A 26,996-nucleotide genomic window follows, 5' to 3' on the forward strand; every position below is an offset into this window, starting at 1 on the left:
GGGCGTTGTCGACGCTGTAATGCCAGTTGCCGTTGGCGTCGATGGTGATGCTGCCGAGGTTGGCGGTCTTGTTGTCGACGCGGGCAGTGTTGAACACCGCTTCGCCTTGATCGGGGTCGGCCACGTTCAGCTTGCCGTTGTAGTCCAGCGTGTTGACGGCGGAGACGTTCAGGTCTTCAGTCACCGCGCCCTGATCGTTGCCGGTGATCACTGCGGCGTCGTTGACTGGATTGACGCCGATGTTGACGGTCACGGTGGCGGTGCCGCCGCGTCCGTCGCTGACGGTGACGGTGAATTTGTCGCCGCCGTTGTAGTCCTGGGCCGGGGTATAGGTCCAGGTGCCATTCGGATTGACGGTGACGGTGCCGTGCTGCGGATCGGAGCCTTTGACGAAGGTCAGCGGGTCGCCGTTGGGGTCGCTGGCGGTCAGCGTGCCGCTGACCGGCGTGTCTTCGTCGGTGGTGACATTCATGTCGCTGCCCAGCGGCGCGCCGTTGGCGGCGGTGAAGAACGGCGGCGAGTTTTGCGCCGGAACGTCTGCGGCCCGTTTTTCGGGCACTTGCGCCGCGCTTGCCTGCGTGGCTTCCAGCTGCAGCCCGGTCAGGTTTTCCGAGATGCGGCCGATGCGGACGAAGGAGTGGCCGCTGTTCTCGCCGCCGGCGTCGTTCAGGCCGGCCGCTGCCGGGTCGAGGCTGTCAAAAGGATTGCCGGGGTTGGCCGCCGGATTGTCCAGCGCCGCCAGGATCTGCTGCGCTTCCGGCGCCAGCGGGGCGATGCTGGCTTCCGCCGCGTCGGCATGCTGCGCGTGCAGCACCTCCTCGGTCAGCGTCACCTGGCGGTCGCCGTCCAGGTGCATCACTTCGCCGTCGGCGCGGCTGATGCTGACGGAGGCGCCGTTTTCCAGCTGCAGTTGCTCGCCGGGCTGCAGGATGTCGCCTACTTTCAGGATGCGGACCTTGCCGTCGACGCCGATCGCCTTGACGCTGCCTTGCAGCGAGAGAACCTGTCCCTGGGTGCTGGTGGCCATGATGGAAATCCTTATGACAGTTTGCTGATTTCAGCAGGATAGCGGCGCGTCACCCAGAAAAACATTGTACTGAAGCGCTATAAAACTCGACTCCTTATGGATGTTGTCTGACAATGTAATGGATCTGACAGGCTGAGCTAGACCATAAACATAAAAGACGTACCTGACACTTGGTACGGGTTTGGCTATAACCCCTTAAGAAAAGGGGGCAGGGCGCAAAAATCGCGGGCGGCTGCCAGCGCCGTACAATGTCGGACAATTGGAGCCAGCCCGCGGCGCCGCTGTCCTTGTAGCGGGGATTTCATCATGGAACTCTATCTGCTCTGCCTGGTTTTCTTTCTGACCGACATCGGCGTCCGGCTGGCGCTGCGCACCCGATCGTGGCGCGCGGTGGAGCTGACCCTGGTGGCCGGTTTGCTGTTGGCCTGGCTGCTGTATCCGCATCTGAGCGATTGGGCGGTGCCGTGGATGCCGTTGAGCGGGGGCATGCTGTTGTACGCGGTGATGGTCGGCCTGCAGCTGGGGCTGATGGATGCGGCTTTGCGCACCGGATTTGGCCGCTGGCGCGAGGCGCACGCGCCGGCCAGGCAGACAAGCCGGCGCTGGTGAGCATAAGGCCGCGTGCGCGGCCTTATGCTTGACGAATGGCCATCGGCGGGAGCAGACTTCGCGCTTCCGCCGCGGGCGCATTCTGAGAAACGCATCGCCGCGGGAATTATCGGAGCCGTTTCGCCGCCCGGCGCGCTGGACTCCTCGCTCTTTCATCGTTCTTTACAGGTACCGCCATCATGGCATCGATCTTTATCCTGTCGCGCCACTTGCTGCGCGACATACTCGGCGACGAGCCCGTTTCCCTATCCATTCTTTCCACCGAAGCGCCGCCGCGACAACTGCTGGCCGACGAAGACCATTTGCGCCGATCGCGGCTGGAGCAGCGCGTCGACCAACGCCGGCTGGAGACTTGCGCATGCTGATCCTGGCCGAGCCGGACGGTAGGCTGAGGCTGCGCGATTTTCGCGAATCCGATCTCGACGCCTATCTGGCGGTGCGCAAGGGCGCGGCGTTCGGCCGCCATTACGCGCCGGAGCAGATGAGCGCGGATTTCAGCGCGCGGCTGCTGGAAAACTCTCTGACGCAGCAAGGGCGGACGCCGCGACGCGACTGGCAACTGGCGATCGAGCGCATCGACGACGGCGCGCTGATCGGTTCGGTCGGCTTGCGCGGCGCGGGCGGCGGCGAGGCCGAGTTCGGCATCGAGCTGGCCGAAACCGCTTGGCGGCAGGGCTACGCGCGGGAGGCGGCCCGGCTGATGCTGGCCTTCGGCCGCGAGCGGCTGGCATACCGGCGCTTCCGCGCGCATTGCGCGCCCGGCAACGTGGCGATGCTGCTGCTGGCGCAGAGGCTGGGCTTCGACATGCAGCCGTTGCGCGACGGCCGCCGGCTGGATTTGCTGCTCGCGGCCTGAGGCGGGGCGGCTGCGGAGGGGACGCGGTTTTCACAGATGGGAAGCCGTTTCGTCTTGCCTGGTAGGCAGCATGTGCTGTCCGCCAGGCAAGGAGTTTTCCATGCGTTCCTTTCTGTTGCTTCTATTCGGACTGGCCGCGGCGCTGCCGGCCGCCGCTGCGATCAATTGCGCGCCGGGTTCGCCGGATATCGCTCTGGCGCCGATGCAGGTCGCCGTGCCGCCGGCGGCCAACAGCCGGCTTAACCCGCAGATCAATTTGGAGCATATCTTCTGCGGCGAGATCAACGCCGCTGGTGCGGCCGTGGGTTTCCACGCCCGGCCGGGCGGACACAATCCCGTATTGGGGGCGGGGCCCGCTGCGCCGTTGGCGGCTCAAATTACCGGTGGCGTGGACTACATCGTGCTGCCCGGCGCGGCCCATCCAGGGCCATATCGCTATGTCGGCGGCGGCATCCAGGTGTATGACGCGGCGGCAGGCGCATGGGTCGCCAAGGGCGGGGCCGGCAGCTCCACTTTTTATCCGGATGCTTGCAACCGGGCGCAGATCATGGCGTCGGTGCGTTACGCCTATACCCACGCCATTATTGCCGCGCCGCCAGCCGGCGGCCAGTTTGTCGGTCCGTCGGCGCCGTCGGTCGGTGCGGCGGCTTACTGCACCGGCGAAAATGGCACGGTGTTCAGCATCGCCGGCTTTTTGAACCTGATCGGCGGGATGTGGCGGGTGAACACAGCCTACCCGCTGTCGATGTTCTAGCCGCTTGCGGCATCAGCCGCCGGCTCGCCGGCGGTAGATGTCGCCCTGATCGGCGCGAGTTTTGATTTACTCATGCTAAAAATGGGGATCTGTGTGAAATAGCATTGAGATACCTTGACCTTGCGGGGATATGGTATGAGACTTAATCATCCATGACGTGGCGATATTCATCGCTCAAACCATGCCGCCGATAGAGCGGCGACATCCCCGGGAGAAAATGGAAATGACTGCATTGGCAGCGCTGCGCGGCGAGTTCGACGCGCTCAACCGCGATTACCTGGCCATCCACAAGGCCAAGGAAGACCTGTTCTGGGATACGTATATGGCGGTGTCCGACGACGACGCCGGCTTCGCCCGCGCCGAGGGCGCGTTCAAGGACTTCATCTCCAGCCCGGAGCGGCTGGCGCGGACCAAGGCCGCCATCGCCAAGCTGGAGACGCTGCCGGCCGGCGCCGAGCGCGATGCGCTGCTGCACGGCTTCAAAGGTTGGCAGGCGCTATTCGACAGCAACATCATCGAGAGCGACGAAGCGCGCCGGCTGATGACCGAGCTGGTGGCGCTGGAGTCCGAGCTGTTTTCCAAGCGCCGCGGCTACAAGATGCGCCACATCAACGAGGCCGGCGAGCTGGAAGAGGCGACGCTGAGCGGGCTGTCCACCAATATGGGCACCAACCGCGACGAGGCGGCGCGCAAGAGCTCGCACGACGCGCTGATGGGCCTGGAGCGCTGGGCGCTGGACAATGGCTTCATCGCCATCGTGGGCAAGCGCAACGCGCTCGCCCGCAGCCTGGGCTACGCCGATTACTTCGAATACAAGGTGAAGAAGAACGAGCAGATGACGCCGGATCAGCTGTTCGCGATCCTGGATGATTTCGAGGCCCGCACCCGCGACGCCAACCAGCGCGCGCTGGACCAGTTGCAGGCCAAGCACGGCGACGGCGCGCTGCTGGCGCACAATCTGCGCTTCCACATGAGCGGCGACGTCATCCGCCAGATGGACCCCTACCTGCCGTTCTCCAAGGCCGTCGAGCGCTGGGTGCTGAGTTTCCGCCGCCTGGGCATCCAGTATCGCGGCGCGACGATGCAGCTTGATCTGATCGAGCGCCAGGGCAAGTACCAGAACGGTTTCTGCCACGGTCCGATTCCTACGTTCTTCGACGGTGAAACCTGGGTGGCCGGCCAGATCAACTTCACCGCCGACGCCAAGCCGGACCAGGTGGGCAGCGGCGCGCGCGCGATCAACACGCTGTTCCACGAAGGCGGCCACGCAGCGCATTTCGCCAACGTCACGCAGAATGCGCCGTGCTTCTCGCAGGAGTTCGCGCCGACGTCGATGGCTTACGCCGAAACCCAGAGCATGTTCTGCGACAGCCTGCTGGACGACGCCGACTGGCTGAAGCGCTACGCCCGCAATGGCCAGGGCGAGGCGATTCCCGACGAGCTGATCCACGCTCGCATCGCCGCGACGCAGCCGTTCGCCGCCTACGCCGAGCGTTCGATCGCCGTGGTGGCGTATTTTGAGCGCGCCCTGTACGCGCTGCCGGAGAGCGAACTGAGCGCCGAGCGCATTCTGCAACTGGCGCGCGACAGCGAGCGGCGCATCCTGGGCATCGCCGTCAGCCCGCGTCCGCTGCTGGCCATTCCGCACCTGCTGAACCAGGAGTCGGCCGCCGCCTATCACGGCTACTTGCTGGCCAATATGGCGGTGTACCAGACCCGCGCCTACTTCATCGGCAAGTTCGGCTACTTGACCGACAACCCGGCCATCGGCCCGCTGCTGGCCGAGCACTACTGGGGCCCGGGCAACAGCATCAACCATAACGCCACGCTGCTGCGCCTGACCGGCGAGCCGTTCAACGCCCGCTACCTGGCCGACAGCTGCAACCAGAGCGTGGACGAGGCCTGGGCCGACGCTCGGAGGCTGATCGCCGAATCCGCCGCCCGCGACTATCCGGCGCAGTACCCGGATGCGCTGGACGCCCGCATCCGCCTGGTGCACGGCGCGGAGCTGATCGCCGACAACGCGGCCGGCGACGCGGCGATGTTCGACCGCTTCGAGAGCTGGGTGGCTAGCCATTACCCTGCCAGCGTGCATTGAGCTGTTGCGGGACCGCGAAACGGCCGGGTTTCCCGGCCGTTTCTCATTGCGAAACCGGCTCAGCGCGCCGGTGCCGCGGTTTCTTCCGCCCGATGCGCGGCCCGCACCGCCGGACGGGCGGCGATGCGCTGGAAGTAGGCATGCAGCGCCGGGCACAGCGCGATGTCTATTCCGAAACGCGGCAGCCAGCCCAGCACCGCGTACAGATAGGCATCGGCGATGCCGAAGCGGTCGCCCAGCAGGTAGGGCTGCGTTTGCAGCCTGTCTTCCAGCCAGTCCAGCCGCCGGAACAGCTTGTCGCGGAATATCTGCAACGCGGTCTCCGGCAGGTCGGAGCGGAACAGCGGCGCGCTGCCGCCATGCAGCTCGGTGGCGATGAAGTTCAGCATCTCCTGCAGCCGGGCCCGCGGCCAGCCGCCGTTTTCCGGCGCGAGCCCGGCGTCCGGCTTGAGATCGGCCAGGTATTGCAGGATGGCCGGTCCTTCGGTCAGCACCTCGCCGTTGTCCAGCGCCAGCGCGGCGACATAGCCCTTGGGATTGATATCGAGAAAATCGCGGCAGTCGCCGGTTCGCTTGGTCTGGTTGTCGACGCGGACCAGTTCGAATGGCAGGCCGAGTTCGCGCAGCGCGATGTGCGGCGCCAGCGAGCAAGCCATGGGGGCGAAATACAGTTTCATTAGGTTCTCCATTGGGTGCCGCGTTTGGCGTGGCCTGCGGCGGCCAATGCCAACGCGATTCAGGCTCCCATGCTGCCGCCTGGCGGCGCTTGCGGTAAAACAAGAATTTCAGCACTCTGCCATTAGCTGTGCTGATGGTTGCAGCGCGTAGTTTTCATGAGGGGGCGATCGATGATGAACCTGATGCACTGGCGGCTGATGCTGGCGGTGGCGGAGTACGGCACGGTGACCGAGGCCGCGCGCCGCCATGGCATTACTCAGTCCGGGGCTAGCCAGGTGATCCGGCAGATGGAACAGACGCTGGGGGCCGAGCTGTTCGTGCGCGACCGCCGCCGCACCCGGCCGACGGCGCTGGGAGAACGGGTGCTGCGCCGCGCGCGCGGCATGCTGGACGAGCTGGACGCCATCCGGCGGCTGGCCAACGAGGGCCGGGGACTGTGCGAAGGCAAGGCGGTGGTGGCGGGCTTTCCATCGGTGTTCGCCCAGGGCCTGGCGCGGCGGCTGGATGATTTCCGGCTGCTGCATCCGGGGTTGGACGTGTTGTGGCTGGAGGGCAGCGACGCCGAGATAGAAGCATGGCTGGCCGAGGGCCGCGTGGACCTGGGCATCGTGCTGAACCCGGCCGCCGAGCGCGACGCGCTGCTGTTGGGCGAGGATAGATGGGTGGCGGCGTTGCCCGGCGACCATCCCTTGGCTAGCCGCTCCAGCAGCCTGCCGCTGGCGCCGGCGGCATTGGCCGATCAACCCTTCATCGTCGCCAGCGGCGGCTGCGACCTGAACGGCGAGAGCGTGATGCGCGCGCTGGGCGCGGCGCCGGCCAATGTCAGGCTGCGGCTGCGCGATTGGGACAGCGCGCTGGCGATGGTGAAGGGCGGCTTGGGCGTGACGGTGGCGCCGGAGTCGGTCCTGCCGGACAACCGGCACGGTTTACGGGTGTTTTCGCTGGAGGGCGCGCCGCCGCGGCGTTTCGCGCTGGCGGCTTCCGGCATGGCGTCGCCGCAGGCGGCCGCGCTGCGGGATTGGCTGGCGAGCGGGACCGGAACGGATGATTGACGTTTGGAGCGCATGTGCCGACATGAAATGCGCGGTGGAAGAAAAGTGAGCGGGATCGGCAGCGAAGTGAGGAGCGTGAGGGCGTACAAGGCGATGCTGCAGGGAGAGGGGCGTTGCCGGACGAACAGGTATTGGAGATTTTGCAGACGCAGCGACAGAAGCTCGATCTGATCACCCGCAAATGGCGGGCCGACGCCAAAAAGCGCCAGGCCTGCGGCGGCGCTGCGGGTTCCGTCGATTCATACCGGGCGATGGCGGAGGTGATGGCGGTGCTGGACAAGCTGGCGCTGGCTTGCGGCGCCGCTGAGCCGAAGCAGCCGCCGGCTCCTGGCATGGGCCGGACCGCGAATGGCAAAGACAAGCTTTAGCGTTTGCTGGACGTCGATCTCGGCGGCGGCGCTCGGCCTTATTGCTGGCGGTAGATCAGCCGGCCTTCCAGCAGCAGTTCGCGGGCGGTCAGGGCCAGATTGTTGCCGGGGGCGGCGCGGTCGAACACGAAGCGCTGGCCCTGGTATTCGATCCAGGCGCTGATCGGCTCGCCCTGGAAGCGGCCGAGGATTTCCTCGGAGCGCAGCACATCGGCGTCGGCCGGCAGCATCAGGCCCTTGGGCGCGCTGTCGGCCTGCTCCAGGTCCCACTTGTCATTGTTGATCGGCTGCGGATCATGGCGGGTGGCCGATTTCATCCACAGGCGGAACATCCACAGCGGCAGCAGCACGCGGTGCACGCGCTTGTCGTCGGTGATCACGCAGGCCACCGGGAAGCGCTGCTCGCATTGCGGACAGCAGGCTTCGGCGGACAGGTAGATCTTGCCGTGCATCAGGCTGGCCAGGCCTTCCATGTGCTCGGCGCCCACCATGGAGCGGCACTGCGGGCAGTGCTTGCCGAAACGGCGCACGCTGTTGCCGTTGGCGAAGGTCAGCGGAAGGAAGCGGGAAATCTTGTCTGGTCGTGCCATTGCTGAGGTCCGGATAGCCTGGAAAGCGCCGCCGGACCGGAGGGTCGCGGCGGCCGTCTCGAACTGGGGATTATAACCCCTAGCCGTGACAAGAGAAATGCAGGCGGCAAGCCAGGCGGTGGCGCTCGCCCGGCGCCAGCGCGCGCGCGTCGTCGCCGGCGTTCGCAGTTTCCACGCAGACGAAGCGCCGCCAGTCATCGTCCGGCAGATCGGCCAGCCTTTGCGCCTTGGCCGGCGCAGGGTTCCACACCACCGCGCTGGCCGAGCCTTCCGGCTGGATGGCGATGTCGCGTCGCCAGCCGGCGTCGCGCAGCGTCGCGGCCTGGCTGGAATACACCACCAGGTCCACTTCGCCGTCGAAACGGAACGGGCCGGCCGGCAGGGCGGAGCGGGCGTCGGCCACCTTGTCGTGCGCCGGGGCGTTTTCCAGGCCCAGCAGCTCGACGCTGTCGATGTCGGACACCGCGAAATAGCTGTGCAGCGCGGCGCTGACGGTTTGCGCGGCATCGCCATGGTTGGTGGTGGTCAGCGTGATGGCGGCGCCGTCGGGGCTGATGCGGAAATCCAGCTCGGCGGCCAGATCGCCGTGGCGCGGGCCATCCAGTTTCACGTGGAACACTTCGCCGTCGCGGCTGGCGTCGCGCAGGGTCCAGAGCTGCTGGCGGGCGACGCCGTGCGCCGGCTGGCCGGCGTCGGACGGATGCGGGCCGAACCACGGCCAGCACACCGGCACGCCGCCGCGTATCGCCTTGCCCGGCTGGCAGGCGGTTTGTGGCGACAGGTAGAGCAGCGGCGGCTCGCCGTCGCGGCGGTAGTCGATCAACTGGCCGCCCAGCAGGGCGATGCGGGCGGAGAAGCCGTCGCCGGCCAGCAGAATCTGGTCGACGCCGGGCGCCAGGGGGGCCAGGCTCAGGCCTTGCGGAAGGAACATCGCGCGCTCCATCGGAATCGGGAAAAGATCGATGATAGCGCGCGGCAGGACGGTTCAGCGCGTCATTCGATCAAGCCCAGCCGCCGCCATAGCGAGCGCAGCGTCCACAGCGGGCCGATCAGCAGGAATTGCAGGTCCTGGGTGAACGACGGCTTTTTGCCTTCGCGCGCGTGGCCGGCGAACTGGCCGGCCCAGGCCAGGGCGAACACCAGCAGCGAGACGACGCCCAGCGGCAGGCCCTGGCTTTGGGCGATGGTCAAGAGCAGCAACGCCAGGCCGCTGAGCACGGCCATCACCAGCGCCGCCGCGCGCGACAGCCGCCAGTACCAGGCCACGGCGGCCAGCGCCGCCAGCCAGGCCCAGGGCAGCGGGCCGGGCAGCACGATCAGCATGCCCAGCAGCGACAGCGCGATCAGCGGCACGCACAGCTTGTGCATGGCGATGTTGAACGGATGGCGGTGGCTTTCGTCGTAGGCCGCCAGCCATTGCGGCAGGGTCATCATGGTTTCGCCTCCCTTTATCTGCGCTGGATCAGCCAGCGATGCGGCCGCCCGCGCTACAATCGCTCATTCCCGTCAAGACTGGAGCCAAGGTGTCAGACGCCGCCCAACCCCGTTACCAGCGCATCAAGGACTACATCCTGTCCGGCATTCGCGACCGCCACTTTCTGCCCGGCTGCAAGATTCCGCCGGAGCTGGAGCTGGCGCGGCAGTTCGGCGTGTCGCGCATGACGGTCAACAAGGCGGTGCGCGATCTGGCCGAGGCCGGCATCCTGCTGCGCTTTGCCGGCGACGGCACCTATGTCGCCGAGCGCAAGGCGGAGTCGCCGCTGCTGGACATCAACAATATCGCCGCCGAAATCGAGGCGCGCGGCCATCGCCACACCGCCCACGTGATCCTGCTGGAGGCGGCGCCGGCCAGCGAGGAAGTGGCGCTGCGGCTCAGCATGCGCGCCGGCGGCGCCGTCTACCATTCGCTGATCGTCCATTGCGAAGACGAGGTGCCGATCCAACTGGAGGACCGCTACGTCAATCCGTCCTTCGCGCCCGACTATCTGCGGCAGGACTTTTCCGAACGCACGCCCAACGACTACCTGATGCAGAGTTGCCCGCTCACCGATATCGAGCATAGCGTGGAAGCGGTGCTGCCGGGAGCGGCTGAGCAGGCGCTGTTGGGCATCGCCGCCGCCGAGCCCTGTCTGCTGGTGCTGCGCCGCACCTGGTCGCACAAGAAGCTGGTCAGCTTCGCCCGGCTCACCCATCCGGGGCTGCGTTACAAGCTGCGTTCGCAGACGCGGGTGAAGAAGTAAACGGTATATACAATTAGCCGACAATCGCAGACAAAAACGGCCGCCTGACAAGCGGCCGTTTTTTATTGCCATGCAGCATCAGTACCTTGCATGAGACAGTCCGAGAAAAGATTTCCCCCTGCGCTTGACACCGGAAGTTCAGGCGATTAAATGTATATACAAATAACCCGGCAGGACGACCATGAACGTTCCCCATCCCCACCGCCCCAGCCTGTGGCTCAACGCCAGGCTGGCCACCATGGACTCGGTCCATGACGCGCCCTACGGCGCGCTGGAAGGCCATGCGCTGCTGTTGCGCGACGGCCACATCGAGGCGGTGCTGCCGCAGGGTGAGGTGGATGCCGCCGCCTTCGACGGCGAGGTGTTCGACCTGCAGGGGCGCTGGGTCACGCCGGGCTTCATCGATTGCCACACCCATCTGGTGTACGGCGGCAGCCGAGCGGCGGAATGGGAAAAGCGGCTCACCGGCGTGCCCTACCAGCAGATCGCCGCCGAGGGCGGCGGCATCGTCTCCACCGTCCGCGCCACCCGCTGGCTGGACGAGGAGGAACTGGCGCTGGCCAGCCTGCCGCGGCTGAAGGCCTTGATGGCGGAGGGTGTGACCACGGTGGAGATCAAGTCCGGCTATGGCTTGACCCAGGCCGACGAGTTGAAGCAGCTGGCGGCCGCGCAGCGGCTGGAGGCGTCCTTGCCGGTAGAGGTGGCGGCGACGCTGCTGGCTGCCCACGCGGTGCCGCCGGAATACGCCGGCGACGCCGACGGCTATATCGATCTGGTGGTCGAGTCCATCTTGCCGGTGGCGGCCCGGGCGGGCTTGGCCGAGGCGGTGGACGCGTTCTGCGAGAGCGTGGGCTTTTCCCCGGCGCAGACCCGACGGGTGTTCGAGGCGGCGCGCGCGCATGGCTTGAAAGTGAAGGGCCATGTCGAGCAGCTGTCCAACCTCCACGGCGCGGAACTGGTGGCCGAGTTCGGCGGCCTGTCGGCCGACCACATCGAATATCTGGACGACGCCGGCGTGGAAGCGCTGAAACGCGCGGGCACGGTGGCGGTGCTGCTGCCCGGCGCCTTCTATTTCCTGCGCGAAACGCAAAAGCCGCCGGTGGACAAGCTGCGCGCCGCCGGCGTGCCGATGGCGGTGTCCACCGATCTTAATCCCGGCACCAGCCCGTTCGCATCGATCCGCCTGGCGATGAACCAGGCCTGCGTGCTGTTCGGCCTGACGCCGGAGGAGGCGCTGGCCGGCGTCACCCGCCACGCGGCGCAAGCGCTGGGGCGCGGCGACACCCATGGCCGGCTGGCCGCCGGCTGCGTCGCCGACTTGTTGGTCTGGGACATCGCCCACCCGGCCGAGCTGGCCTACAGCGTGGGCGTGCCGCTGCTGAAGCGGCGGGTGTTCCGCGGCGCGGCGCAATCTATCGACTGATTACCGTTCGGCCCGCCGGACGCAGTGAGCTTCCGGCCGGGACGGCAATAAAGGAAGCATGCTCATGGTGGACATGAAGATCTGGACCGGCCGCGTGGACGCGGCCGAAGGCGAGGCGGCCAAGCGCTGGCACCAGGCGGTGCAGGCCATGCCTGAAAACGGCGCGCCCGGCATCGCCATCATTGGTTTCGCCTGCGACGAGGGCGTGCGCCGCAACCAGGGCCGCGTCGGCGCGGCCGCAGGCCCGCAGGCTTTGCGCAAGGCGCTGGCCAACCTAGCCTACCACCCGACCTTGCCCTTGTACGACGCTGGCGACGTCGTCTGCGCCGACAGCGATCTGGCCGCCGCGCAGCGCCGCCTGGGCGAGCGCGTGGCGCAGGTCATCGCCGCCGGCCATCTGCCGCTGGTGTTGGGCGGCGGCCACGAAACCGCCTACGGCCACTGGCTGGGCCTGTCGGCCGCGCATCCGGACAAACGCATCGGCGTGGTCAATTTCGACGCCCATTTCGACCTGCGCGAGGCTCCCGAGGCCACCAGCGGCACGCCGTTCGCGCAGATCGCCGCCGATTGCGCCCGCCACGGCCGCGTATTCCGCTACCTGTGCCTGGGCGTGGCCGAAACCGCCAATACCCAGGCACTGTTCGACACCGCCCGCCGCTTGGGCGCCGAATGGCGGCTGGATACCGACATGAACGGCTGGCAACTGGCCGACATCCGCGGCCAATTGGCCGAGTTTCTCGACAGCGTCGACGTTGTCTATCTGACCATCGATCTGGACGTATTGCCGGCGGCGCAGATGCCAGCGGTGTCGGCCCCGGCCGGCTACGGCGTGGACATCGCCGTGGTGGAGGCGCTGGCCGGCCGCATCGCCAAGAGCGGCAAGCTCGCCGGCGCCGACCTGGTGGAATTCAATCCCGCATTCGACATCGACAGCCATGGCGCCAAGGCGGCGGCGCGGCTGGCCTGGAGCCTGAGCCGCCACCTGCGCCGTTGACCATCGCGCGATTCAAGGAAAACAGAGGAGAGAGAACCATGACCGACCCGCGTTTTGACGCTTCCCGCCACATCCGCGCGCCGCGCGGCAACCAGCTCACATGTAAAAGCTGGCTGACTGAAGCCGCCTACCGGATGATCCAGAACAATCTGGACGCCGAAGTGGCCGAGCACCCGCAAAGCCTAGTGGTGTACGGCGGCATCGGCCGCGCCGCCCGCAATTGGGAATGCTACGACAAGATTCTGGAGACCCTGCAGCGGCTGGAAGACGACGAAACGCTGCTGGTGCAGTCCGGCAAGCCGGTCGGCGTGTTCAAGACCCACGAAAACGCGCCGCGCGTGCTGATCGCCAACTCCAACCTGGTGCCGCACTGGGCTAACTGGGAGCACTTCAACGAGCTGGATAAAAAAGGCCTGATGATGTACGGCCAGATGACGGCCGGCTCCTGGATCTACATCGGCTCGCAAGGCATCGTCCAAGGGACGTACGAAACCTTCTTCTCCGTCGCCAACCAGCACTTCGGCGGCAAGCCGCAGGGCCGCTGGATTCTGACCGGCGGCTTGGGCGGCATGGGCGGCGCGCAGCCGCTGGCCGCGACCATGGCCGGTTTCAGCATGATCGCCGTCGAATGCGACGAAACCCGCATCGATTTCCGCCTGAAAACCCGTTACGTCGACCGCAAGGCCGCCACCTTGGACGAGGCGCTGGCCATCGTCGAAGACGCCAAGCAGTCGGGCAAGGCGGTGTCGGTGGGCCTCTTGGGCAACGCCGCGGACGTGTTCGCCGAACTGGTGGCGCGCGGCATCACCCCGGACGTGGTCACCGACCAGACCTCGGCCCACGACCCGGTGCACGGCTATCTGCCGCAGGGCTGGACAGTGGCCCAGTGGCGTGACAAGCAGAAGACCGCCGCCGCCGAAATCACCGCCGCCGCCAAGAGGTCCATGGCGGTGCAGGTGCGCGCGATGCTGACGCTGCAAGAGCGCGGCGCGGCCACGCTGGACTACGGCAACAACATCCGCCAGATGGCGCTGGAAGAGGGCGTGCAAAACGCCTTCGACTTCCCCGGCTTCGTGCCGGCCTATGTGCGCCCGCTGTTCTGCGAAGGCATCGGCCCTTTCCGCTGGGTGGCGCTGTCCGGCGATCCGGAAGACATCTACAAGACCGACGCCAAGGTGAAGGAGCTGATTCCCGACGATCCGCACCTGCACAACTGGCTGGACATGGCCAAGGAGCGCATCAGCTTCCAGGGCCTGCCGGCGCGCATCTGTTGGGTGGGCCTGAAAGACCGCGCCCGTCTGGGCCAGGCTTTCAACGAGATGGTGAAGAACGGCGAATTGAAGGCGCCCATCGTCATCGGCCGCGATCACCTGGATTCCGGCTCCGTCGCCTCGCCCAACCGCGAGACGGAATCGATGAAGGATGGCTCCGACGCGGTGTCCGACTGGCCGCTGCTCAACGCCTTGCTCAACACCGCCGGCGGCGCCACCTGGGTCTCGCTGCACCATGGCGGCGGCGTGGGCATGGGCTTCTCGCAGCACTCCGGCGTGGTCATCGTCTGCGACGGGACGGATGCCGCGTCCGAGCGCCTGGGCCGCGTGCTGCGCAATGACCCGGGCACCGGCGTGATGCGTCACGCCGACGCCGGCTACGACATCGCGGTGAACTGCGCCAAGGCGCAGGGCCTGGACCTGCCGATGTTGAAGTAAACGCGGTAGGGCGGAGAACCGATAAGGTTTTCCGCTCCGACACGCATTGCCGCCAAAACGCGACACGCAAGCAATAGAACAAAGAAGCATAGAGAGACAGAAGCCATGAGCATCCTCAACATCGTACCGGGCCGGCTGACGCTGGCCGACCTGCGCCGCGTTTCACGTGAAACCGGCCTGCAACTGCAGCTGGACCCGTCCAGCCACGCCGCCATCGACGCCTCCGCCGCCACCGTGGCGCGCGTGCTGTCCGAAGGCCGCACCGTCTACGGCATCAACACCGGCTTCGGCCTGCTGGCCAGCACCAAGATCGCCACCGACGAGCTGGAGCTGCTGCAGCGCTCGATCGTGCTGTCGCACGCCGCCGGCATCGGCGCGCCGATGGAAGACAGCAGCGTGCGCCTGGTGATGGCGCTGAAGATCAACTCGCTGGCGCGCGGTTTCTCCGGCATCCGCCGCGAAGTGATCGACGCGCTGGTGACGCTGTTCAACCGCCAGATCTACCCAGTGATTCCGCAAAAAGGCTCGGTCGGCGCGTCCGGCGATCTGGCGCCGCTGTCGCATATGAGCGCGGTGCTGATCGGCGAGGGCGAAGCCTTTGTCGACGGCGTGCGGGTGCCGGGTTCGGTGGCGATGCGCTCCGCCGGCCTGGAGCCGATCACGCTGGCGCCTAAGGAAGGCCTGGCCTTGCTGAACGGCACCCAGGCGTCTACCGCCTTCGCGCTGGAAGGCCTGTTTGCCGCCGAAGACCTGTACGTCTCCGCCACCGTGGCCGGCAGCCTGTCGGTGGAAGCCGCGCTGGGCAGCCGCACCCCGTTCGACGCCCGCATTCACGAAGTGCGCGGCCACCAGGGCCAGATCGACGCCGCCGGGCTGTACCGCGATTTGCTGGCGCACAGCCAGATCGAGCAATCGCATGAAAACTGCGGCAAGGTGCAAGACCCGTATAGCCTGCGCTGCCAGCCGCAAGTGATGGGCGCCTGCCTGACCCAGATCCGCCAGGCGGCAGAGGTGCTGCGAGTCGAGGCCAACGCGGTGTCCGACAACCCGCTGGTGTTTGCCGGCGACAACGACATCCTGTCGGGCGGCAACTTCCACGCCGAGCCGGTGGCCTTCGCCGCCGACAACCTGGCGCTGGCCATCGCCGAAATCGGCTCCTTGTCCGAGCGCCGGATGGCGTTGTTGATCGACAGCAATCTGTCCAAGCTGCCGCCCTTCCTGGTCAACAACGGCGGCGTCAACTCCGGCTTCATGATCGCTCAGGTGACCTCCGCCGCGCTGGCCAGCGAGAACAAGTCGCTGGCGCATCCAGCCTCGGTGGACAGCCTGCCCACCAGCGCCAACCAGGAAGACCACGTGTCGATGGCCACCTTTGCCGGCCGCCGCCTGCGCGACATGGCCGGCAACACCGCCGGCATTCTAGGTGTTGAGCTGCTGGCGGCCTGCCAGGGCATAGATTTCCGCGCGCCGCACAAGTCCAGCGACAAGCTGGAGGCGGCCAAGGGCATGCTGCGCGAGCTGGTGCCGTTCTACGACAAGGACCGCTATTTCGCGCCGGACATCGAGAAGGCGGCGGCGCTGGTGGCCAGCGGCCGCTTCAATGGACTGGTGGATGGCGAGGTGTTGCCGTCGCTATAACGTGGATGGGTAGGGTGCGTCACCCGAAAGGGCGACGCACCGTCAAATGGTGGATCGAGAGGGCAGGCCGGGAGGCTTGCCCTTTTTGTTTGGCGGCTATGTTGAATGAGTCAGCTTCTGGGATCGGTTTGTAGTGTTGTGTCCGCTGCGCGGGCGATGATTTTCATGGCGGGGCTGCCCGCCGGGCAGGTCGGGGAGCTGTTTCGCCAGCTCCCCGACACCCCTCGGCGACCCCAGCAGCGCGGCGAAACCCCGTCTTCAAAGCCATTCCCAAGGAGCCGCCGGAACTAGCGGGGCGCTAACGTCGCCCCGCGTCGAACAGCCGGCAGCTTAAGACCTTGGAAATGGCTTCGGAGACGGCTTGCGCTGATGGGGAAGAGGGCGCATTGGTTCGGCGGTCCTATAGCGTAGGGGTATTGTCCTGCCTGATAGGCTATTAGGTGCAGCAAAGTCCTGTGTTCACTGAGGCCTTTGAATATGGATGCTCCTATTTTGGTTGCTGTGATTTCTTCAGCCGCAATTATTGTTGTCGCAGCGGTTACTTTTTTTCTTACGAAGCGAAAGGAGCGTGAGGCTGAGTGGAAAAAACAAAAGCTGGAGCATTATCGAGAGTTTATGGATGCGCTTAGCGGTACGGTAGGATCTGATTCGACTCTTGAGGAGGAACGAAGCTGGACACGAGCTGCAAATACCATAGGTTTGGTTGCTTCCCACCGAGTGCTCCTAGCACTTTGGCAGTTTCAGGATGCAATTGCGCGATCCAATCCGAATCCATCAAGAAAGGCTCATGACGAGGCGCTGAATAAGCTTATGTTTGCTATCCGTTTTGATCTGCAGATTTCTCCTGCTGATGATCCAGAGACTTTCTCATACCGGTTATGGTGCTCTGGCACTAATGACCCAAAGGGCTAGGGTGTGGTGCCATGGTTGAGTGGTGAGCTTGCTACTAACGTTGGCTGTTAAGAGATAAATGGAGATGGGATGGTGTATCCGTTTTTTGTCTGAGAAGCGGAGGCGTATATCGACAGTATCCTGATTTCCCTTCCGCGCGCGCCGCGAGTTCGGCGGCGCCTGGCCGGGCGGTTTTAGAGCGGGGTTTCGCGCGTGGTAGGGGCGGCCTGGGGTTGTCAGGGGGCTGGCCGCGCAGCCCCTGACCCGCCTTTGGGCGGAACTCGCTTTTTCAAAGAGGCGGGTATATGAGCGGCAACCGCTTGATTGTATTCACGTAGGGCCCATGTCGCGACGATGGACATGCCACTCACCCCGGCTTTCGGCCGGTCCCCCAATCTTCCCATTTCCGTTACGCTGGTTCCTTTTGCCAGGGGCCTGCGATGTCCCCTCTCCCTCCCGGAGTCGCGGCGGGCGCGTGTTTCTTCTTCACCGTGGCCACCACGCGCCAGCATGCGGTGCTTACCGACGAGATGGTCCGCGTCGCGTTGCGGCGGGCCATCGTCGCCGTGCGCGCGGCGCGGCCGTTCCGGATCGAGGGCTGGGTGCTGTTGCCGGACCGGATGCACGCGATCTGGACGCTGCCGGCCGGCGACGCCGATCACGGCGCGCGCTGGCGCGAGATCAAGCGCCGGGTGACGCGGCTGGTGGGCGCGCATTATCTGCGCGCGGACGGGCGGCCGGCTTGCGGGCGGGACGCGCTCTGGCAACTGCGCTACGAACAGCGGCGGGTGGCCGGAGCGGAGGAGCTGGCCCGCCACCTGGATTTCCTGCATTACAGCCCGGTTCGGCACGGCTGGGCGGCGCGGGTGCGGGATTGGCCGTACTCGTCTTTCCACCGCCATGTGTCCGGCGGGCGCTACCCGCCGGACTGGATGGAAGGGCAGGTGGGCTGAACCCTGCCGGCGCGGCGGAGTCTCAGCCGCTGGTGCCCCTGGCCCTCTTTCGAGAGGCCGGCCAGACTCCCGATGCCGCATCGCTCCTGTCGCATGGCGCTTGCCTGCGCCAGCGAACCGGCATCGGAGGTTTGCGTCAGCCGCTCTTGTTTTTCGACGATAGGAGCCCGCCATGACCGATATGTCCACACTCAGCTTCACGGTTGTGCCCAACCGCGATCTGACCGCGCAGCAGCGCGACCGCATCCTGAGTTTGTGCTCTCAGGCCTACGAAGAGGATTTTTCGCCATATATGGAGTTGTTGGGCGACGCCACTCACTTGATGGTCAGCGAGGAGGGCGAGTTGGTCAGCCACGCCGCCTGGCTGCCGCGCGAACTGCGCGCCGAAGGCCTGCCGCCGCTGCGTTCCGCCTATGTGGAGGCGATGGCCACCCTGCCGGAGCGGCAGGGCAAAGGCTATGGCTGCGCGGTGCTCTCCACCATTCCGGCCTTGATCGGCGATGACTACGATATCGCCGCATTGTCGCCGTCCGAGGCCGATTTCTACGCCCGCCGCGGTTGGGAGCTGTGGCTGGGGCCCTTGGCCTACCAGGACCGTGAAGGCCTGGTGGAGACGCCTGAAGAGGAAGTGATGATCTATCGCTTGTTCCATACGCCGTCGGCGCTGGACATCAGCGCGTCGCTGGAAACCGACTGGCGGCCGGGCGAGGTGTGGTAAGCGATTGATTCGGCGTACAACCGGCCCTGCGGGGCCGGTTTTTTTATGGCCGCTCAGACGCCGCCTTCGGGCAGAGTTTGGCTTTGGCGGGCGCGTGCCTCGATGAAAAACGGCGGGCCGCCGCATCGCGACGAGCCCGCCGTGGCAGGAAAGGCTTGGCCTTACTGAACCTGAGCGAAGGCCTGGGCCACGTAGGGCGCGTTGGCGGCATTGAGGCCGGCCACGCACATGCGGCCGCTGCCCACCAGATAGACGGCGAACTGCTCGCGCAGCTTGTCCACCTGGGCCTGGCTGAAGCCGGTGTAGCTGAACATGCCGCGCTGGTTCACCAGGTAGCCGAAATCGCGCTCGGGCAGCGCTTCCTTCAGCACCCGCACCAGCACGCCGCGCATCGCCTGGATGCGTTCGCGCATCTCGTTCACCTCGGATACCCACAGCGCCTTCAGCTCCGGATTGTTCAGCACGGCGGCGATTACCTTGGCGCCGTGCGTCGGCGGGCTGGAGTAGTTGCGGCGCACGGTGGCCTTCAGCTGGCCGGACACCAGCGCCGCCTCGGCGGCGGTTTCGCACACCACGGACAAGCCGCCGCAGCGTTCGCCGTACAGCGAGAAAATCTTGGAGAAGGAGTTGCTGACCAGGAAGGCGATGCCGGCGTCGGCCATCGCGCGGATGGCGTAGGCATCCTGCTCCAGGCCGGCGCCGAAGCCCTGGTAGGCGATGTCCAGGAAGGGGATCAGCTGGCGAGTCTTGGCCACTTCCACCACCTGGTCCCACTGCGCGTCGGTGAGGTCGGCGCCGGTGGGGTTGTGGCAACACGGGTGCAGCAGCACGATGCTCTTGGCCGGCAGCGTCTGCAGCTTGGCCAGCATCGCCGCGAAGTCCACGCCGCGGGTGGCCGGGTCGAAGTAGGGATAGCGGTCCACCGCCAGGCCCGCGCCTTCGAAGATGGCGACGTGGTTGTCCCAGGTCGGATCGCTGACCCAGACGCCGGACGCCGGGAAATAGCGCTTGAGGAAATCGGCGCCCACTTTCAGCGCGCCGGAACCGCCCAGCGTCTGCAGCGTGGCGATGCGGCCGTCTTTCACCGCCGGATGCTCGGCGCCGAACAGCAGCGCCTGGATGGCGCTGCGGTAAGCCGGCATGCCGTCCATCGGCAGATAGGTGCACGGCGGCTGCGGCTGGGAGGCCAGCAGCGCCTCAGCCTGCTCCACCGCCTTCAGGCGCGGGATGCGGCCCGCTTCGTCGTAATACAGGCCGATGCTGAGGTTGACCTTGGTCTCGCGGGAATCTTTGCCGAAGGCTTCCACCAGCGACAGGATGGGATCTCCGGCGTAGGCGTCTACATGTTGGAACACAGTCTTCTCCTCTTGGTTTGCGGGCGCCCGCGCTGTAGTCCGGCGGGTCGTCTTGAAATCAGGCCAGGTCGTCGCGTTTCAGCGCCAGCGCCATCGCCGCGATCCATGGCACGATCAGCCAGCCGCCCAGCACGTTGACCAGCGCCACCAGCTTCAGGCGCGGGTTTTTGACCAGCGCTGCGGTGACGGTGGGCAGCAGGTAGGCCCCGCCCATCACCAGCGCGTCGCCCAGCCAGATGGCGATCTCGGTCAACAGCGGCATCTGGCCCCAGCTGCCGGCGCACCACAGCGCGATCACGGCCAGCAACAGGGCGAACAGCAAGTTTCTCAGCAAGGGCAGGGACATGGCGCGGCTTACCGTGGACAAACCCTTATCCTGCGAGTTTTTGCCGCGGCTGGCAACGGGGCGATGCGCGAGATGCTGGCGGAAAATGCCATAAATCGTCCCGCATCGGCCATTTGCTTGCCGTTTGTATGCCAAACGCTTGTTTGGCGGCGGGTATTTGTTTACGCTGGAACTTTCCTCAAGGCGAGAAACGGCGATGGCGGTGGAGATAGACTGCGATCCGGCGCGGCTGGATCGGGAGCGGATTTACCAATATCTGTCGGGCGAATCGTATTGGGCGCGCGGCTTGCCGCGCGAGGTGTTCGAGCGCTCGCTGGCGCACTCTCTGTGCTTCGGCGCCTATGCCGACGACGGCCAGCTGATCGGCTTCGCCCGCGCCGTCACCGACCGCGCCACTTTCGCCTATTTGGCAGACGTGTTCGTGCTGGACGGCTGGCAGGGGCAGGGCATCGGCAAGCGGCTGGTGGCGGCGGCGATGGCGCATCCGGACCTGGCCAGTCTGCGCCGGATGATGCTGGCCACCGCCGACGCGCATGGTCTGTACGCGCAATACGGCTTCACCGCGCTGAACCGGCCGGAGCGGATGATGGAGAGGCTGGATCAGGACGTGTATCTGCGAAAGGCGGCTAGCGGTGACGCGTAAGCGATTCTGGGCCGATCCCTATCAAACCGAGCTCGCCACCCGCGTCAGCCGGGTGGACGGCGAGCGGGTGTGGCTGGAGGAAACCATCTTCTACGCCTTCTCCGGCGGTCAGGAAAGCGACAGCGGCCGCATCGCCGGCCATCTGGTGCGGCTGGCGGAAAAACAAGGGATGGACATCGTCTACACGCTGGACGCGGATCACGGCTTGCGTGCCGGCGACGCGGTGGCGGTGGAGATAGACTGGCCGCGCCGCTACCGGCTAATGCGGCTGCATTTCGCCGCCGAACTGGTGCTGGAAGTGATCTGCCAGCAGATGGAAGACGCGGAGAAGATCGGAGCCCACATTGCCGAGGACAAGGCGCGGATAGATTTCGCGCTGGATCAGCCGATCACGCCTTTGCTGGCCGACATCGCCGCCGCCGCGCAGCGGCTGATTGACGACGATCTGCTCATCGTCAGCGCCTTTTCCGACCAAGCCGCCGGGCGGCGCTACTGGGAACTGCCCGGTTTCGCCCGCGTGCCCTGCGGCGGCACCCACCTCAAGCGCAGCGGCGAGGTGGGGCGGATCGCCCTCAAGCGCCGCAACATCGGCAAGGGCAAGGAACGGGTGGAAATCTATTTACTGGACTAATGATGCTGTATGACCTTGCCGCGGTCGGCGCCGCCGGCTGCTGGGCGCTGGGCGGACTGCTCGGCGCCGCGCCTTCCCGTCATTTCGGCCCCTTCGCCTTCACCCGCTTGCGGCTGACCTTGCTGACCATCGTGCTGGGCGGCGTCAGCCTGCTGTCCGGCGGCTGGCATACCATCAGCGCGGCCAGCCTGTGGCCGGCGCTGTTGTCGGGGCTGGCCGGCATTTTCCTGGGCGATACGGTGATGTTCGCGTCGATGAACCGGCTGGGGCCGCGCCGCACCGGTTTGTTGTTCGCCACCCATTCGGTGTTTTCGGTGTTGTTGGGCGTGCTGTTCCTGGCGGAGCGCTTGAGCGCGGGCGCGATGCTGGGCAGCCTGCTGGTGTTCGGCGGCGTGCTACTGGCGGTGGCCTTCGGCCGGCGCGAGGTGGACGCCCACGCCTGGGAGCGCAACGACAAGCTGGCCGCCGGCGTCGCGCTGGGCCTCGCCGCCGCGCTGTGCCAGGCGCTGGGGACGTTCTTCGCCAAGCCGGCGATGGCGGCCGGGCTGGAGCCGGTGACCGCGTCGGCGCTGCGCATGGGCGTCAGCTGCGGCGCCCACTATCTGTTGTGGCTCAGCGGCTGGAAACTGGCGAAAAGCCGCGGCCCGTACACGCTGCGGATGCTGGGCCAGACCGCGTTGAACGGCTTGGTGGCGCTGGGCCTGGGCATGACGCTGATCATGCTGGCCTTGCAGCATGCGAATGTTTCGACGGTGGGCATTCTGTCGGCGCTGAGCCCGGTGCTGATTCTGCCCATGCTATGGGTGGTTTTGAAGCGTCCGCCGCCGCCCTTGGCCTGGATAGGCGCGGCGGTGAGCTGCGCCGGCACCGCGCTGGTGGTGGTGCGTTGAACCGCTTCATGTGAAAACCGCGCCAGAGGCGCGGTTTCACGTGGAACGTTGCGGATGGTCACATCAGTATTTGATGCAGGCGAGCAAGGCAAGGTTGCGGGGAAGGGGTTCATTAGAATGATCTTTAGTGGATGGATGCAGCGCTGACATGGCTGCGGGATACATGGTAAAACCGCGCGGCAGCGCGGTTTTACGCAAGGTAAGTCTGATTTGGGGCAGGCTACTCCGGTTTCATGTCCCAGCGGATGGCGAAAATTCGGGACGCGGCATCCGGTGCGGACAGATCTAAGGCATCCAATTCATCTGTCAAAGCTTGCTTGCGGCCGATGATCTTGCCTGCCGCGGCGGCATAAGCGTCCGCCTTGGCTCGAACTCGGCGGACCAATTCTTCCACAGGCAAGCTCCGAGCTTGGGCGATTGCCGACAGCAGAGGAGTTGGCGCAGCCGAATTGAGGGCGATGTCGCGGGCTTCCCGTTCCTGTTGCGGCCAACTGTCGACCTCGCGTTCCGGATAGGCCTGGCGCAGCGCTGCCAGTTCTTGATCGCATGCGGCGCGGATGACGGCTTGCTGCTTGGCACGCAATTGCTCTGCTGCGGGTTGGGGGGCGATGTAGGGTTGAACGGCGCCATCGCGTACCATCATTTCGCCTTGATCGCGCATTTGCCACTCGGTGTCGGTGCAGGCATGAAGCAGCGAGGCATCGGGAAGGTGGCAGGCGTGGGACTCGGTGTCTATCCATTGCAGCACCAGGCCGTCTTGAGGGTTGAAGTAGGCGAATTTGCTCATTGATTGACTCCTTACCATTCGATGAAAATTACACCAGGGGCGCCGTTTGCACCGGCGATGCCACCGCCGTCACTGCCTGCGAAGCCGCCGCCGCCGCCTGAGCCGAAGCCGGAGCCGTTTTGGGACACGCCGCCTGCCCAGTACCACCAGCCGGTGCCGCCGCCGCCGCCGAACGGCGAATTGCCGCCCAGCCCGCCGGGATAGCACATATTGGTAGTCGGTCCGCTCCAGCCCGTGGTGCCCGGTGCCATGCCGGGGCCTCCATTACCTGGGCTGGCGCCATTCCCCCATGTTCCGTTGGTATTGCCGGCGCCGCCGCCAGTGCCGCCAGGCAGATTCAAACCGATTTCGGCGATGGCGGTGGTGCCGCCGTTGGTGCCGCTGATGCCTGCGGAGCCTGTCGCGCCGTTCTTCGGGCCGCCCAGACCTCCGCTGCCGGCGCCGCCGATGACGATGTTAAGGACTTGTCCTGGCCTGACCGGGTAGTCCTGGCGCATGACATTGTTGCCGGCGCCGCCGCCGCCGCCTGCCGCCATGACGCTGGCGCTGCTCGCGCCGCTGCCACCGCCGCCGCCGCCGCCGCCGCAACCGGAGACATAGATGCGGGTCACGCCGTCGGGCACGGTGAACTGGCCATTGCTGGTGAAGCGGGCGATGCGTTGGAAATAGCGGGCGTCGCTTTGTGTTTTGGTCTGCGCATCGCCAATGCCATAACCCGCCAGGGTAGTGGCTTTGCTTGCCTTGCCGGCCAACTGATTGGTGATGGTGGCGGCGAAGTTCTGGTCATTGCCCAGCGCCGCCGCCAGTTCTTGCAAGGTGTTCAGCGCGCCGGGCGCGCCGGCCACCAGATCGTTGACCGCTTTTTGCAGGTCGGTCTTGCTGGCACCGTCGGTAATGCCGTAATCGGCCAGCGTGCTTTGCTGTCCGGTTTTCAGCAGCTTGATCCAGGGCTGCCAATTGCCGTCTTGCAGCCGCTGTTCGTAAGTGGCGCCGCCCCACATCCAGTAGACCTGGCTGCCCCATTTGTCGCTGAGGAAGTTTGTCAGCAGCATGCCGTTGTTTTTTTCCGGCGCGCCGCTGACTTGACCGAAAGCATCGACGTGATAGAGGCCGTTGGGACGCACGGTTTGCAGCGAGCCGCTGGCAATGTTCTTGGCGTAGCCGGACAGGCCGGCGGCATTCAGCGCCTGCTCGACGCGCAGCGGCGTCATCGCCTTGACGTTGTCGGTGCCCGCTTCCGCTTCGGCCTGGCTGGCGACGGCGATGCCGTATCCAGTCAGCGTGGTGGGTTTGCTGTTGCCGCCCCAGGCGATGCTCTGAATGGCTTGCAGCAGCTGATCCTGGCGTCTGGAATCCAAGGTCTGGCCGCTGTTCTTGATCACGGTCAGCAGTTCCTGCGCGGCCGATTGCACGCCGTTCAGCCAGTCGGCCGCCACGATGGTGCCGAGCTCGCCGGTGGCGGGATTGCCGTCGTGGAACAGGCTGTCCGGGCTATTGATGGGTTTGAGGTCTTGCATGGAAAACGCCTCCCGCTGGGTAAAGAAAAATCGGCCGCAGGGCCGATGACGGATGTCGCTGTTTGAGAATGACGGTGATTGTGCGGGAGCTCGCATGATCGAATCAGTGGACGGATTTCAGTGGGCTCCGTCAGGGAAGGCCTGTGGTATGGCAGGGGAGAGGCAATGGAGCCCGGCGGTTTTCCGGCATCAAACGCTAACGAGTATGTCGTTGTTTGATGCCGTCAAGACGCCGGGCCGCATCCGCCTAGCCCATGTGAAGGGCTAGGCAATGGCTTGTCGGGCTGACCTAGGTTCCAGCGGGATACTCCGGCCGAGTGGGAAGCGGTTTGGATGCATCGCCGGCGCTTGCGCCGATGATGCTGCGCAGCGCTTTGCGATAGTTTGCCCATGTGGATGGAACCGCCACGCCGGCCTCATAGCAACGAAGAATGGTCTTGTCCGAGTCGGCAAGGGCCGACTGTGCCTGAAGTTGGTATAGCGCCCAAGCGTGCTCTGCTGCCGGTACGATTGATGCAGGCGGCGCGGGAGGGGTGAATACGCCGTTGGCGTATGTCCAGCCTGGGCCGGCGTTATCCGATGCGATGGCTTGAAGTCCACTGGAGGGCTGCCAGCCATCGCTCCCGTCCCACATCACCACGTTTACCACGTTGCTGTTCTGGTCGATCAGCATATAGCGCTGCGCGTTGTTCATGATTCCTCCTACCATTCAACGATGACTAAGCCGGGTGCGCCAATTTGGCCATTCTGGTTATAACCTGCGGCTCGGCCGCCGCCGCCGCCGCCGCCATATAAAACGCTGGGTTGCGGTCCATGGCCGGCAAATGAGGGGGCGCTGAAGATATTGGAGCCTCCCGCGCCGCCGTCTGGCCGCGTGCTTGGCAAGTCGCTGCCGGGGCCTCCATAGCCGGCCAGCGATGCGCTGCCGGGGCCGCCTCCGTTCGAATGGGAGGGTTGGCAAGCGCCGCCGCCGCCGCCGGCAATGCTCAGGTTGCCGAAGGTGGTGGTGCCACCGGCCCCGCCTGTGCTGCTGGCATAGGTACCGCCGTTGCCGGAGCCGATGCCGCCAGCGCCGCCGGCGCCTATCGTCAGCGGGATGGTCTGTCCCGGGGTGACGGCGAGGGGCGCTTTGAAAAGAACGCCCCCAGCCCCGCCGCCGCCGGGGGTATAGGGCGCGCCAGAGATTGCCCCCGCGCCGCCGCCGCCGCCGCCGACCAGCGTCACGTATAACCGCGTTACGCTGGGCGGCACCGTGAATGCGCTGCTGGCGGTGAACTGCTGCATGCCCCTGAGGCCGCCGAACAGTTGGCTCATCTGAACCGCATGTTGGCCCTGAGTGGCGGGCGCGACATTGAATGCCTGGCTTGCGTCGCCGTTCTTGGCGGCGGCATCGGCGATGCCGTAGCCGGCCAGCGTGGTGGCCTTGCCTGCCTTGCCAGCCAACTGGTTGGTGATGGTGGCGGCGAAGTTCTGGTCGTTGCCCAGCGCCGCTGCCAGTTCCTGCAAGGTGTTCAGCGCGCCGGGCGCGCCAGCCACCAGATTGTTGACCGCGGTTTGCAGATCGGTTTTGCTGGCGCCGTCGGTGATGCCGTAATCGGCAAGGGTGCTTTGCTGCCCGGTTTTCAGCAGCTTGACCCAAGGTTGCCAGTTGCCGTTTTCCAGCCGCTGTTCATAAGTGGCGCCGCCCCACATCCAGTAGACCTGGCTGCCCCATTTGTCGCTGAGGAAGTTGGTCAACAGCATGCCGTTGCTTTTGTCCGGAGTACCGTTTACCAAGCTGCTGTCGACGTGATAGAGGCCGTTGGGACGCATGGTTTGCAGCGAGCCGCTGGCGATGTTCTTGGCGTAGCCGGACAAGCCAACGGCGTTCAGCGCCTGCTCGACCCGCAGCGGCGTCATCGCTTTGACGTTGTCCGTGCCGGCTTCCGCCTCGGCCTGGCTTGCGATGGCGATGCCGTAGCCGGCCAATGTGGCGGGCTTGCTGTTGCCGCCCCAGGCGATGTTGCGCACCGCTTGCAGCAATTGGTCGTCGCGATTGGAGTCGGGGTCCTGCTTGCTGTCTTGCAATAGCTTCAGCAATTCGCGCTGTGTGGATTGAACCGCCGATTGCACGCCGTTCAGCCACTCGGAAGTGACCACGGTGCCGAGCGCGCCGGTATAAGGGTTGCCATCCTGGAACTGGCCGTCCGAGCTGTTGATGGGTTTAAGCTGGTTTTGCATGTGGAGCGC

General features: G+C 65.8%; 29 protein-coding genes. 18 read left to right on the forward strand and 11 right to left on the reverse strand.

Annotated features, from left to right (window positions below):
• Nucleotides 1–1,027: retention module-containing protein (locus tag LQR33_RS14390; protein WP_231469510.1), on the reverse strand; the 1,027-nt coding region annotated here is incomplete at its 3' end.
• A gap of 306 nt (nucleotides 1,028–1,333) precedes the next feature.
• Between LQR33_RS14390 and LQR33_RS14395 the strand changes: the two genes are divergently transcribed.
• The 5 genes from LQR33_RS14395 to LQR33_RS14415 all read left to right on the forward strand — a co-directional run bounded on the left by LQR33_RS14395 (nucleotide 1,334) and on the right by LQR33_RS14415 (nucleotide 5,344).
• Nucleotides 1,334–1,636, forward strand: a complete 303-nt coding sequence (locus LQR33_RS14395) for a hypothetical protein (protein ID WP_166441506.1) — start codon at nucleotides 1,334–1,336, stop codon at nucleotides 1,634–1,636.
• 179 nt (nucleotides 1,637–1,815) lie between these two features.
• Nucleotides 1,816–2,001 carry a hypothetical protein gene (locus tag LQR33_RS14400; protein WP_231469512.1) on the forward strand — a complete coding sequence of 62 codons (186 nt, stop codon included), beginning with the start codon at nucleotides 1,816–1,818 and terminating at the stop codon, nucleotides 1,999–2,001.
• The gene (locus tag LQR33_RS14405; RefSeq protein WP_231469514.1) at nucleotides 1,995–2,492 is read left to right on the forward strand and encodes a GNAT family N-acetyltransferase; all 498 of its coding nucleotides are present in this window, start codon (nucleotides 1,995–1,997) and stop codon (nucleotides 2,490–2,492) included. The genes LQR33_RS14400 and LQR33_RS14405 overlap by 7 nt, the downstream gene beginning before the upstream one ends.
• 100 nt (nucleotides 2,493–2,592) lie before the next feature.
• On the forward strand, nucleotides 2,593–3,246 hold the full coding sequence (locus LQR33_RS14410) for an EndoU domain-containing protein (RefSeq protein ID WP_231469516.1): 654 nt from the start codon (nucleotides 2,593–2,595) through the stop codon (nucleotides 3,244–3,246).
• A gap of 223 nt (nucleotides 3,247–3,469) precedes the next feature.
• Entirely contained in the window at nucleotides 3,470–5,344 is a 1,875-nt protein-coding gene (locus LQR33_RS14415) for a M3 family metallopeptidase (protein WP_231469518.1), read from the forward strand.
• A 59-nt stretch (nucleotides 5,345–5,403) separates the two neighbouring features.
• On the opposite strand, the gene gstA is transcribed toward LQR33_RS14415, so the two are convergent.
• Nucleotides 5,404–6,021 (reverse strand): glutathione transferase GstA, encoded by a 618-nt coding sequence (gene gstA, locus LQR33_RS14420; RefSeq protein ID WP_231469520.1) that lies wholly within the window; start codon nucleotides 6,019–6,021, stop codon nucleotides 5,404–5,406.
• Between the two features lie 171 nt (nucleotides 6,022–6,192).
• Here gstA and LQR33_RS14425 point away from each other — a divergent pair, with 171 nt between their 5' ends.
• Both LQR33_RS14425 and LQR33_RS14430 read left to right on the forward strand, forming a co-directional pair.
• Nucleotides 6,193–7,074, forward strand: coding sequence for a LysR family transcriptional regulator (locus LQR33_RS14425; RefSeq protein WP_231177562.1), 882 nt, complete (start codon nucleotides 6,193–6,195; stop codon nucleotides 7,072–7,074).
• A gap of 113 nt (nucleotides 7,075–7,187) precedes the next feature.
• Nucleotides 7,188–7,442, forward strand: a complete 255-nt coding sequence (locus LQR33_RS14430; RefSeq protein WP_231177564.1) for a hypothetical protein — start codon at nucleotides 7,188–7,190, stop codon at nucleotides 7,440–7,442.
• Nucleotides 7,443–7,480: 38 nt separating this feature from the next.
• Here the strand turns inward: LQR33_RS14430 and LQR33_RS14435 are convergent, their stop codons facing one another.
• From LQR33_RS14435 to LQR33_RS14445, 3 genes are all read right to left on the reverse strand, one after another.
• Nucleotides 7,481–8,032 carry a hypothetical protein gene (locus LQR33_RS14435; protein ID WP_166441514.1) on the reverse strand — a complete coding sequence of 184 codons (552 nt, stop codon included), beginning with the start codon at nucleotides 8,030–8,032 and terminating at the stop codon, nucleotides 7,481–7,483.
• A gap of 79 nt (nucleotides 8,033–8,111) precedes the next feature.
• Entirely contained in the window at nucleotides 8,112–8,963 is an 852-nt protein-coding gene (locus LQR33_RS14440) for a D-hexose-6-phosphate mutarotase (protein WP_231469522.1), read from the reverse strand.
• 62 nt (nucleotides 8,964–9,025) lie between these two features.
• Nucleotides 9,026–9,466 carry an Mpo1 family 2-hydroxy fatty acid dioxygenase gene (locus LQR33_RS14445; RefSeq protein WP_166441516.1) on the reverse strand — a complete coding sequence of 147 codons (441 nt, stop codon included), beginning with the start codon at nucleotides 9,464–9,466 and terminating at the stop codon, nucleotides 9,026–9,028.
• A gap of 89 nt (nucleotides 9,467–9,555) precedes the next feature.
• Between LQR33_RS14445 and hutC the strand changes: the two genes are divergently transcribed.
• The 8 genes from hutC to LQR33_RS14485 all read left to right on the forward strand — a co-directional run bounded on the left by hutC (nucleotide 9,556) and on the right by LQR33_RS14485 (nucleotide 18,598).
• Nucleotides 9,556–10,272 (forward strand): histidine utilization repressor, encoded by a 717-nt coding sequence (hutC, locus tag LQR33_RS14450; protein WP_046158854.1) that lies wholly within the window; start codon nucleotides 9,556–9,558, stop codon nucleotides 10,270–10,272.
• A gap of 181 nt (nucleotides 10,273–10,453) precedes the next feature.
• Nucleotides 10,454–11,695 carry an imidazolonepropionase gene (hutI, locus tag LQR33_RS14455; protein WP_231469524.1) on the forward strand — a complete coding sequence of 414 codons (1,242 nt, stop codon included), beginning with the start codon at nucleotides 10,454–10,456 and terminating at the stop codon, nucleotides 11,693–11,695.
• Between the two features lie 64 nt (nucleotides 11,696–11,759).
• The gene (gene hutG / locus LQR33_RS14460; RefSeq protein WP_166441519.1) at nucleotides 11,760–12,689 is read left to right on the forward strand and encodes a formimidoylglutamase; all 930 of its coding nucleotides are present in this window, start codon (nucleotides 11,760–11,762) and stop codon (nucleotides 12,687–12,689) included.
• 38 nt (nucleotides 12,690–12,727) lie between these two features.
• The gene (hutU, locus tag LQR33_RS14465; protein ID WP_231177568.1) at nucleotides 12,728–14,398 is read left to right on the forward strand and encodes a urocanate hydratase; all 1,671 of its coding nucleotides are present in this window, start codon (nucleotides 12,728–12,730) and stop codon (nucleotides 14,396–14,398) included.
• Between the two features lie 105 nt (nucleotides 14,399–14,503).
• Nucleotides 14,504–16,036 (forward strand): histidine ammonia-lyase, encoded by a 1,533-nt coding sequence (gene hutH / locus LQR33_RS14470; protein WP_221667737.1) that lies wholly within the window; start codon nucleotides 14,504–14,506, stop codon nucleotides 16,034–16,036.
• Nucleotides 16,037–16,513: 477 nt separating this feature from the next.
• Nucleotides 16,514–16,948 carry a hypothetical protein gene (locus tag LQR33_RS14475; RefSeq protein WP_221667736.1) on the forward strand — a complete coding sequence of 145 codons (435 nt, stop codon included), beginning with the start codon at nucleotides 16,514–16,516 and terminating at the stop codon, nucleotides 16,946–16,948.
• Between the two features lie 419 nt (nucleotides 16,949–17,367).
• Nucleotides 17,368–17,880 carry an REP-associated tyrosine transposase gene (locus tag LQR33_RS14480; RefSeq protein WP_231469526.1) on the forward strand — a complete coding sequence of 171 codons (513 nt, stop codon included), beginning with the start codon at nucleotides 17,368–17,370 and terminating at the stop codon, nucleotides 17,878–17,880.
• 172 nt (nucleotides 17,881–18,052) lie between these two features.
• A complete protein-coding gene (locus tag LQR33_RS14485; protein WP_052729351.1) occupies nucleotides 18,053–18,598 on the forward strand; it encodes a GNAT family N-acetyltransferase in 546 nt (181 codons plus the stop codon).
• Nucleotides 18,599–18,759: 161 nt separating this feature from the next.
• Here LQR33_RS14485 and LQR33_RS14490 read toward each other — a convergent pair whose 3' ends face one another.
• Together LQR33_RS14490 and LQR33_RS14495 are read right to left on the reverse strand one after the other, a co-directional pair.
• Nucleotides 18,760–19,953, reverse strand: coding sequence for an amino acid aminotransferase (locus tag LQR33_RS14490; RefSeq protein WP_221665321.1), 1,194 nt, complete (start codon nucleotides 19,951–19,953; stop codon nucleotides 18,760–18,762).
• A gap of 58 nt (nucleotides 19,954–20,011) precedes the next feature.
• Nucleotides 20,012–20,320 carry a superinfection immunity protein gene (locus LQR33_RS14495; protein ID WP_166441526.1) on the reverse strand — a complete coding sequence of 103 codons (309 nt, stop codon included), beginning with the start codon at nucleotides 20,318–20,320 and terminating at the stop codon, nucleotides 20,012–20,014.
• Nucleotides 20,321–20,495: 175 nt separating this feature from the next.
• On the opposite strand from LQR33_RS14495, the gene LQR33_RS14500 reads away from it, so the two are divergent.
• The 3 genes from LQR33_RS14500 to LQR33_RS14510 are packed head-to-tail and all read left to right on the forward strand — an operon-like array spanning nucleotide 20,496 to nucleotide 22,463.
• Nucleotides 20,496–20,942, forward strand: a complete 447-nt coding sequence (locus tag LQR33_RS14500; protein WP_166441527.1) for a GNAT family N-acetyltransferase — start codon at nucleotides 20,496–20,498, stop codon at nucleotides 20,940–20,942.
• Nucleotides 20,932–21,573, forward strand: a complete 642-nt coding sequence (locus LQR33_RS24330) for an alanyl-tRNA editing protein (protein ID WP_166441528.1) — start codon at nucleotides 20,932–20,934, stop codon at nucleotides 21,571–21,573. Before LQR33_RS14500 ends, LQR33_RS24330 begins: the two co-directional genes overlap by 11 nt.
• Nucleotides 21,574–21,575: 2 nt before the next feature.
• The gene (locus tag LQR33_RS14510; protein WP_231177572.1) at nucleotides 21,576–22,463 is read left to right on the forward strand and encodes a DMT family transporter; all 888 of its coding nucleotides are present in this window, start codon (nucleotides 21,576–21,578) and stop codon (nucleotides 22,461–22,463) included.
• A gap of 220 nt (nucleotides 22,464–22,683) precedes the next feature.
• Here LQR33_RS14510 and LQR33_RS14515 read toward each other — a convergent pair whose 3' ends face one another.
• The 4 genes from LQR33_RS14515 to LQR33_RS14530 form a co-directional block, all read right to left on the reverse strand.
• Entirely contained in the window at nucleotides 22,684–23,250 is a 567-nt protein-coding gene (locus LQR33_RS14515) for a hypothetical protein (protein WP_231177574.1), read from the reverse strand.
• A gap of 11 nt (nucleotides 23,251–23,261) precedes the next feature.
• Nucleotides 23,262–24,767: a glycine-rich domain-containing protein gene (locus tag LQR33_RS14520; RefSeq protein WP_221665315.1), complete on the reverse strand. Its 1,506-nt coding sequence runs from the start codon at nucleotides 24,765–24,767 to the stop codon at nucleotides 23,262–23,264.
• A 289-nt stretch (nucleotides 24,768–25,056) separates the two neighbouring features.
• Nucleotides 25,057–25,461, reverse strand: coding sequence for a hypothetical protein (locus tag LQR33_RS14525; RefSeq protein WP_221665314.1), 405 nt, complete (start codon nucleotides 25,459–25,461; stop codon nucleotides 25,057–25,059).
• A gap of 8 nt (nucleotides 25,462–25,469) precedes the next feature.
• Nucleotides 25,470–26,987 carry a glycine-rich domain-containing protein gene (locus LQR33_RS14530; protein WP_166441533.1) on the reverse strand — a complete coding sequence of 506 codons (1,518 nt, stop codon included), beginning with the start codon at nucleotides 26,985–26,987 and terminating at the stop codon, nucleotides 25,470–25,472.
• Nucleotides 26,988–26,996 lie beyond the last annotated feature (9 nt).

The sequence above is a fragment of the Chromobacterium piscinae genome, assembly GCF_021129175.1.
Classification (GTDB): Bacteria; Pseudomonadota; Gammaproteobacteria; order Burkholderiales; family Chromobacteriaceae; genus Chromobacterium; species Chromobacterium piscinae.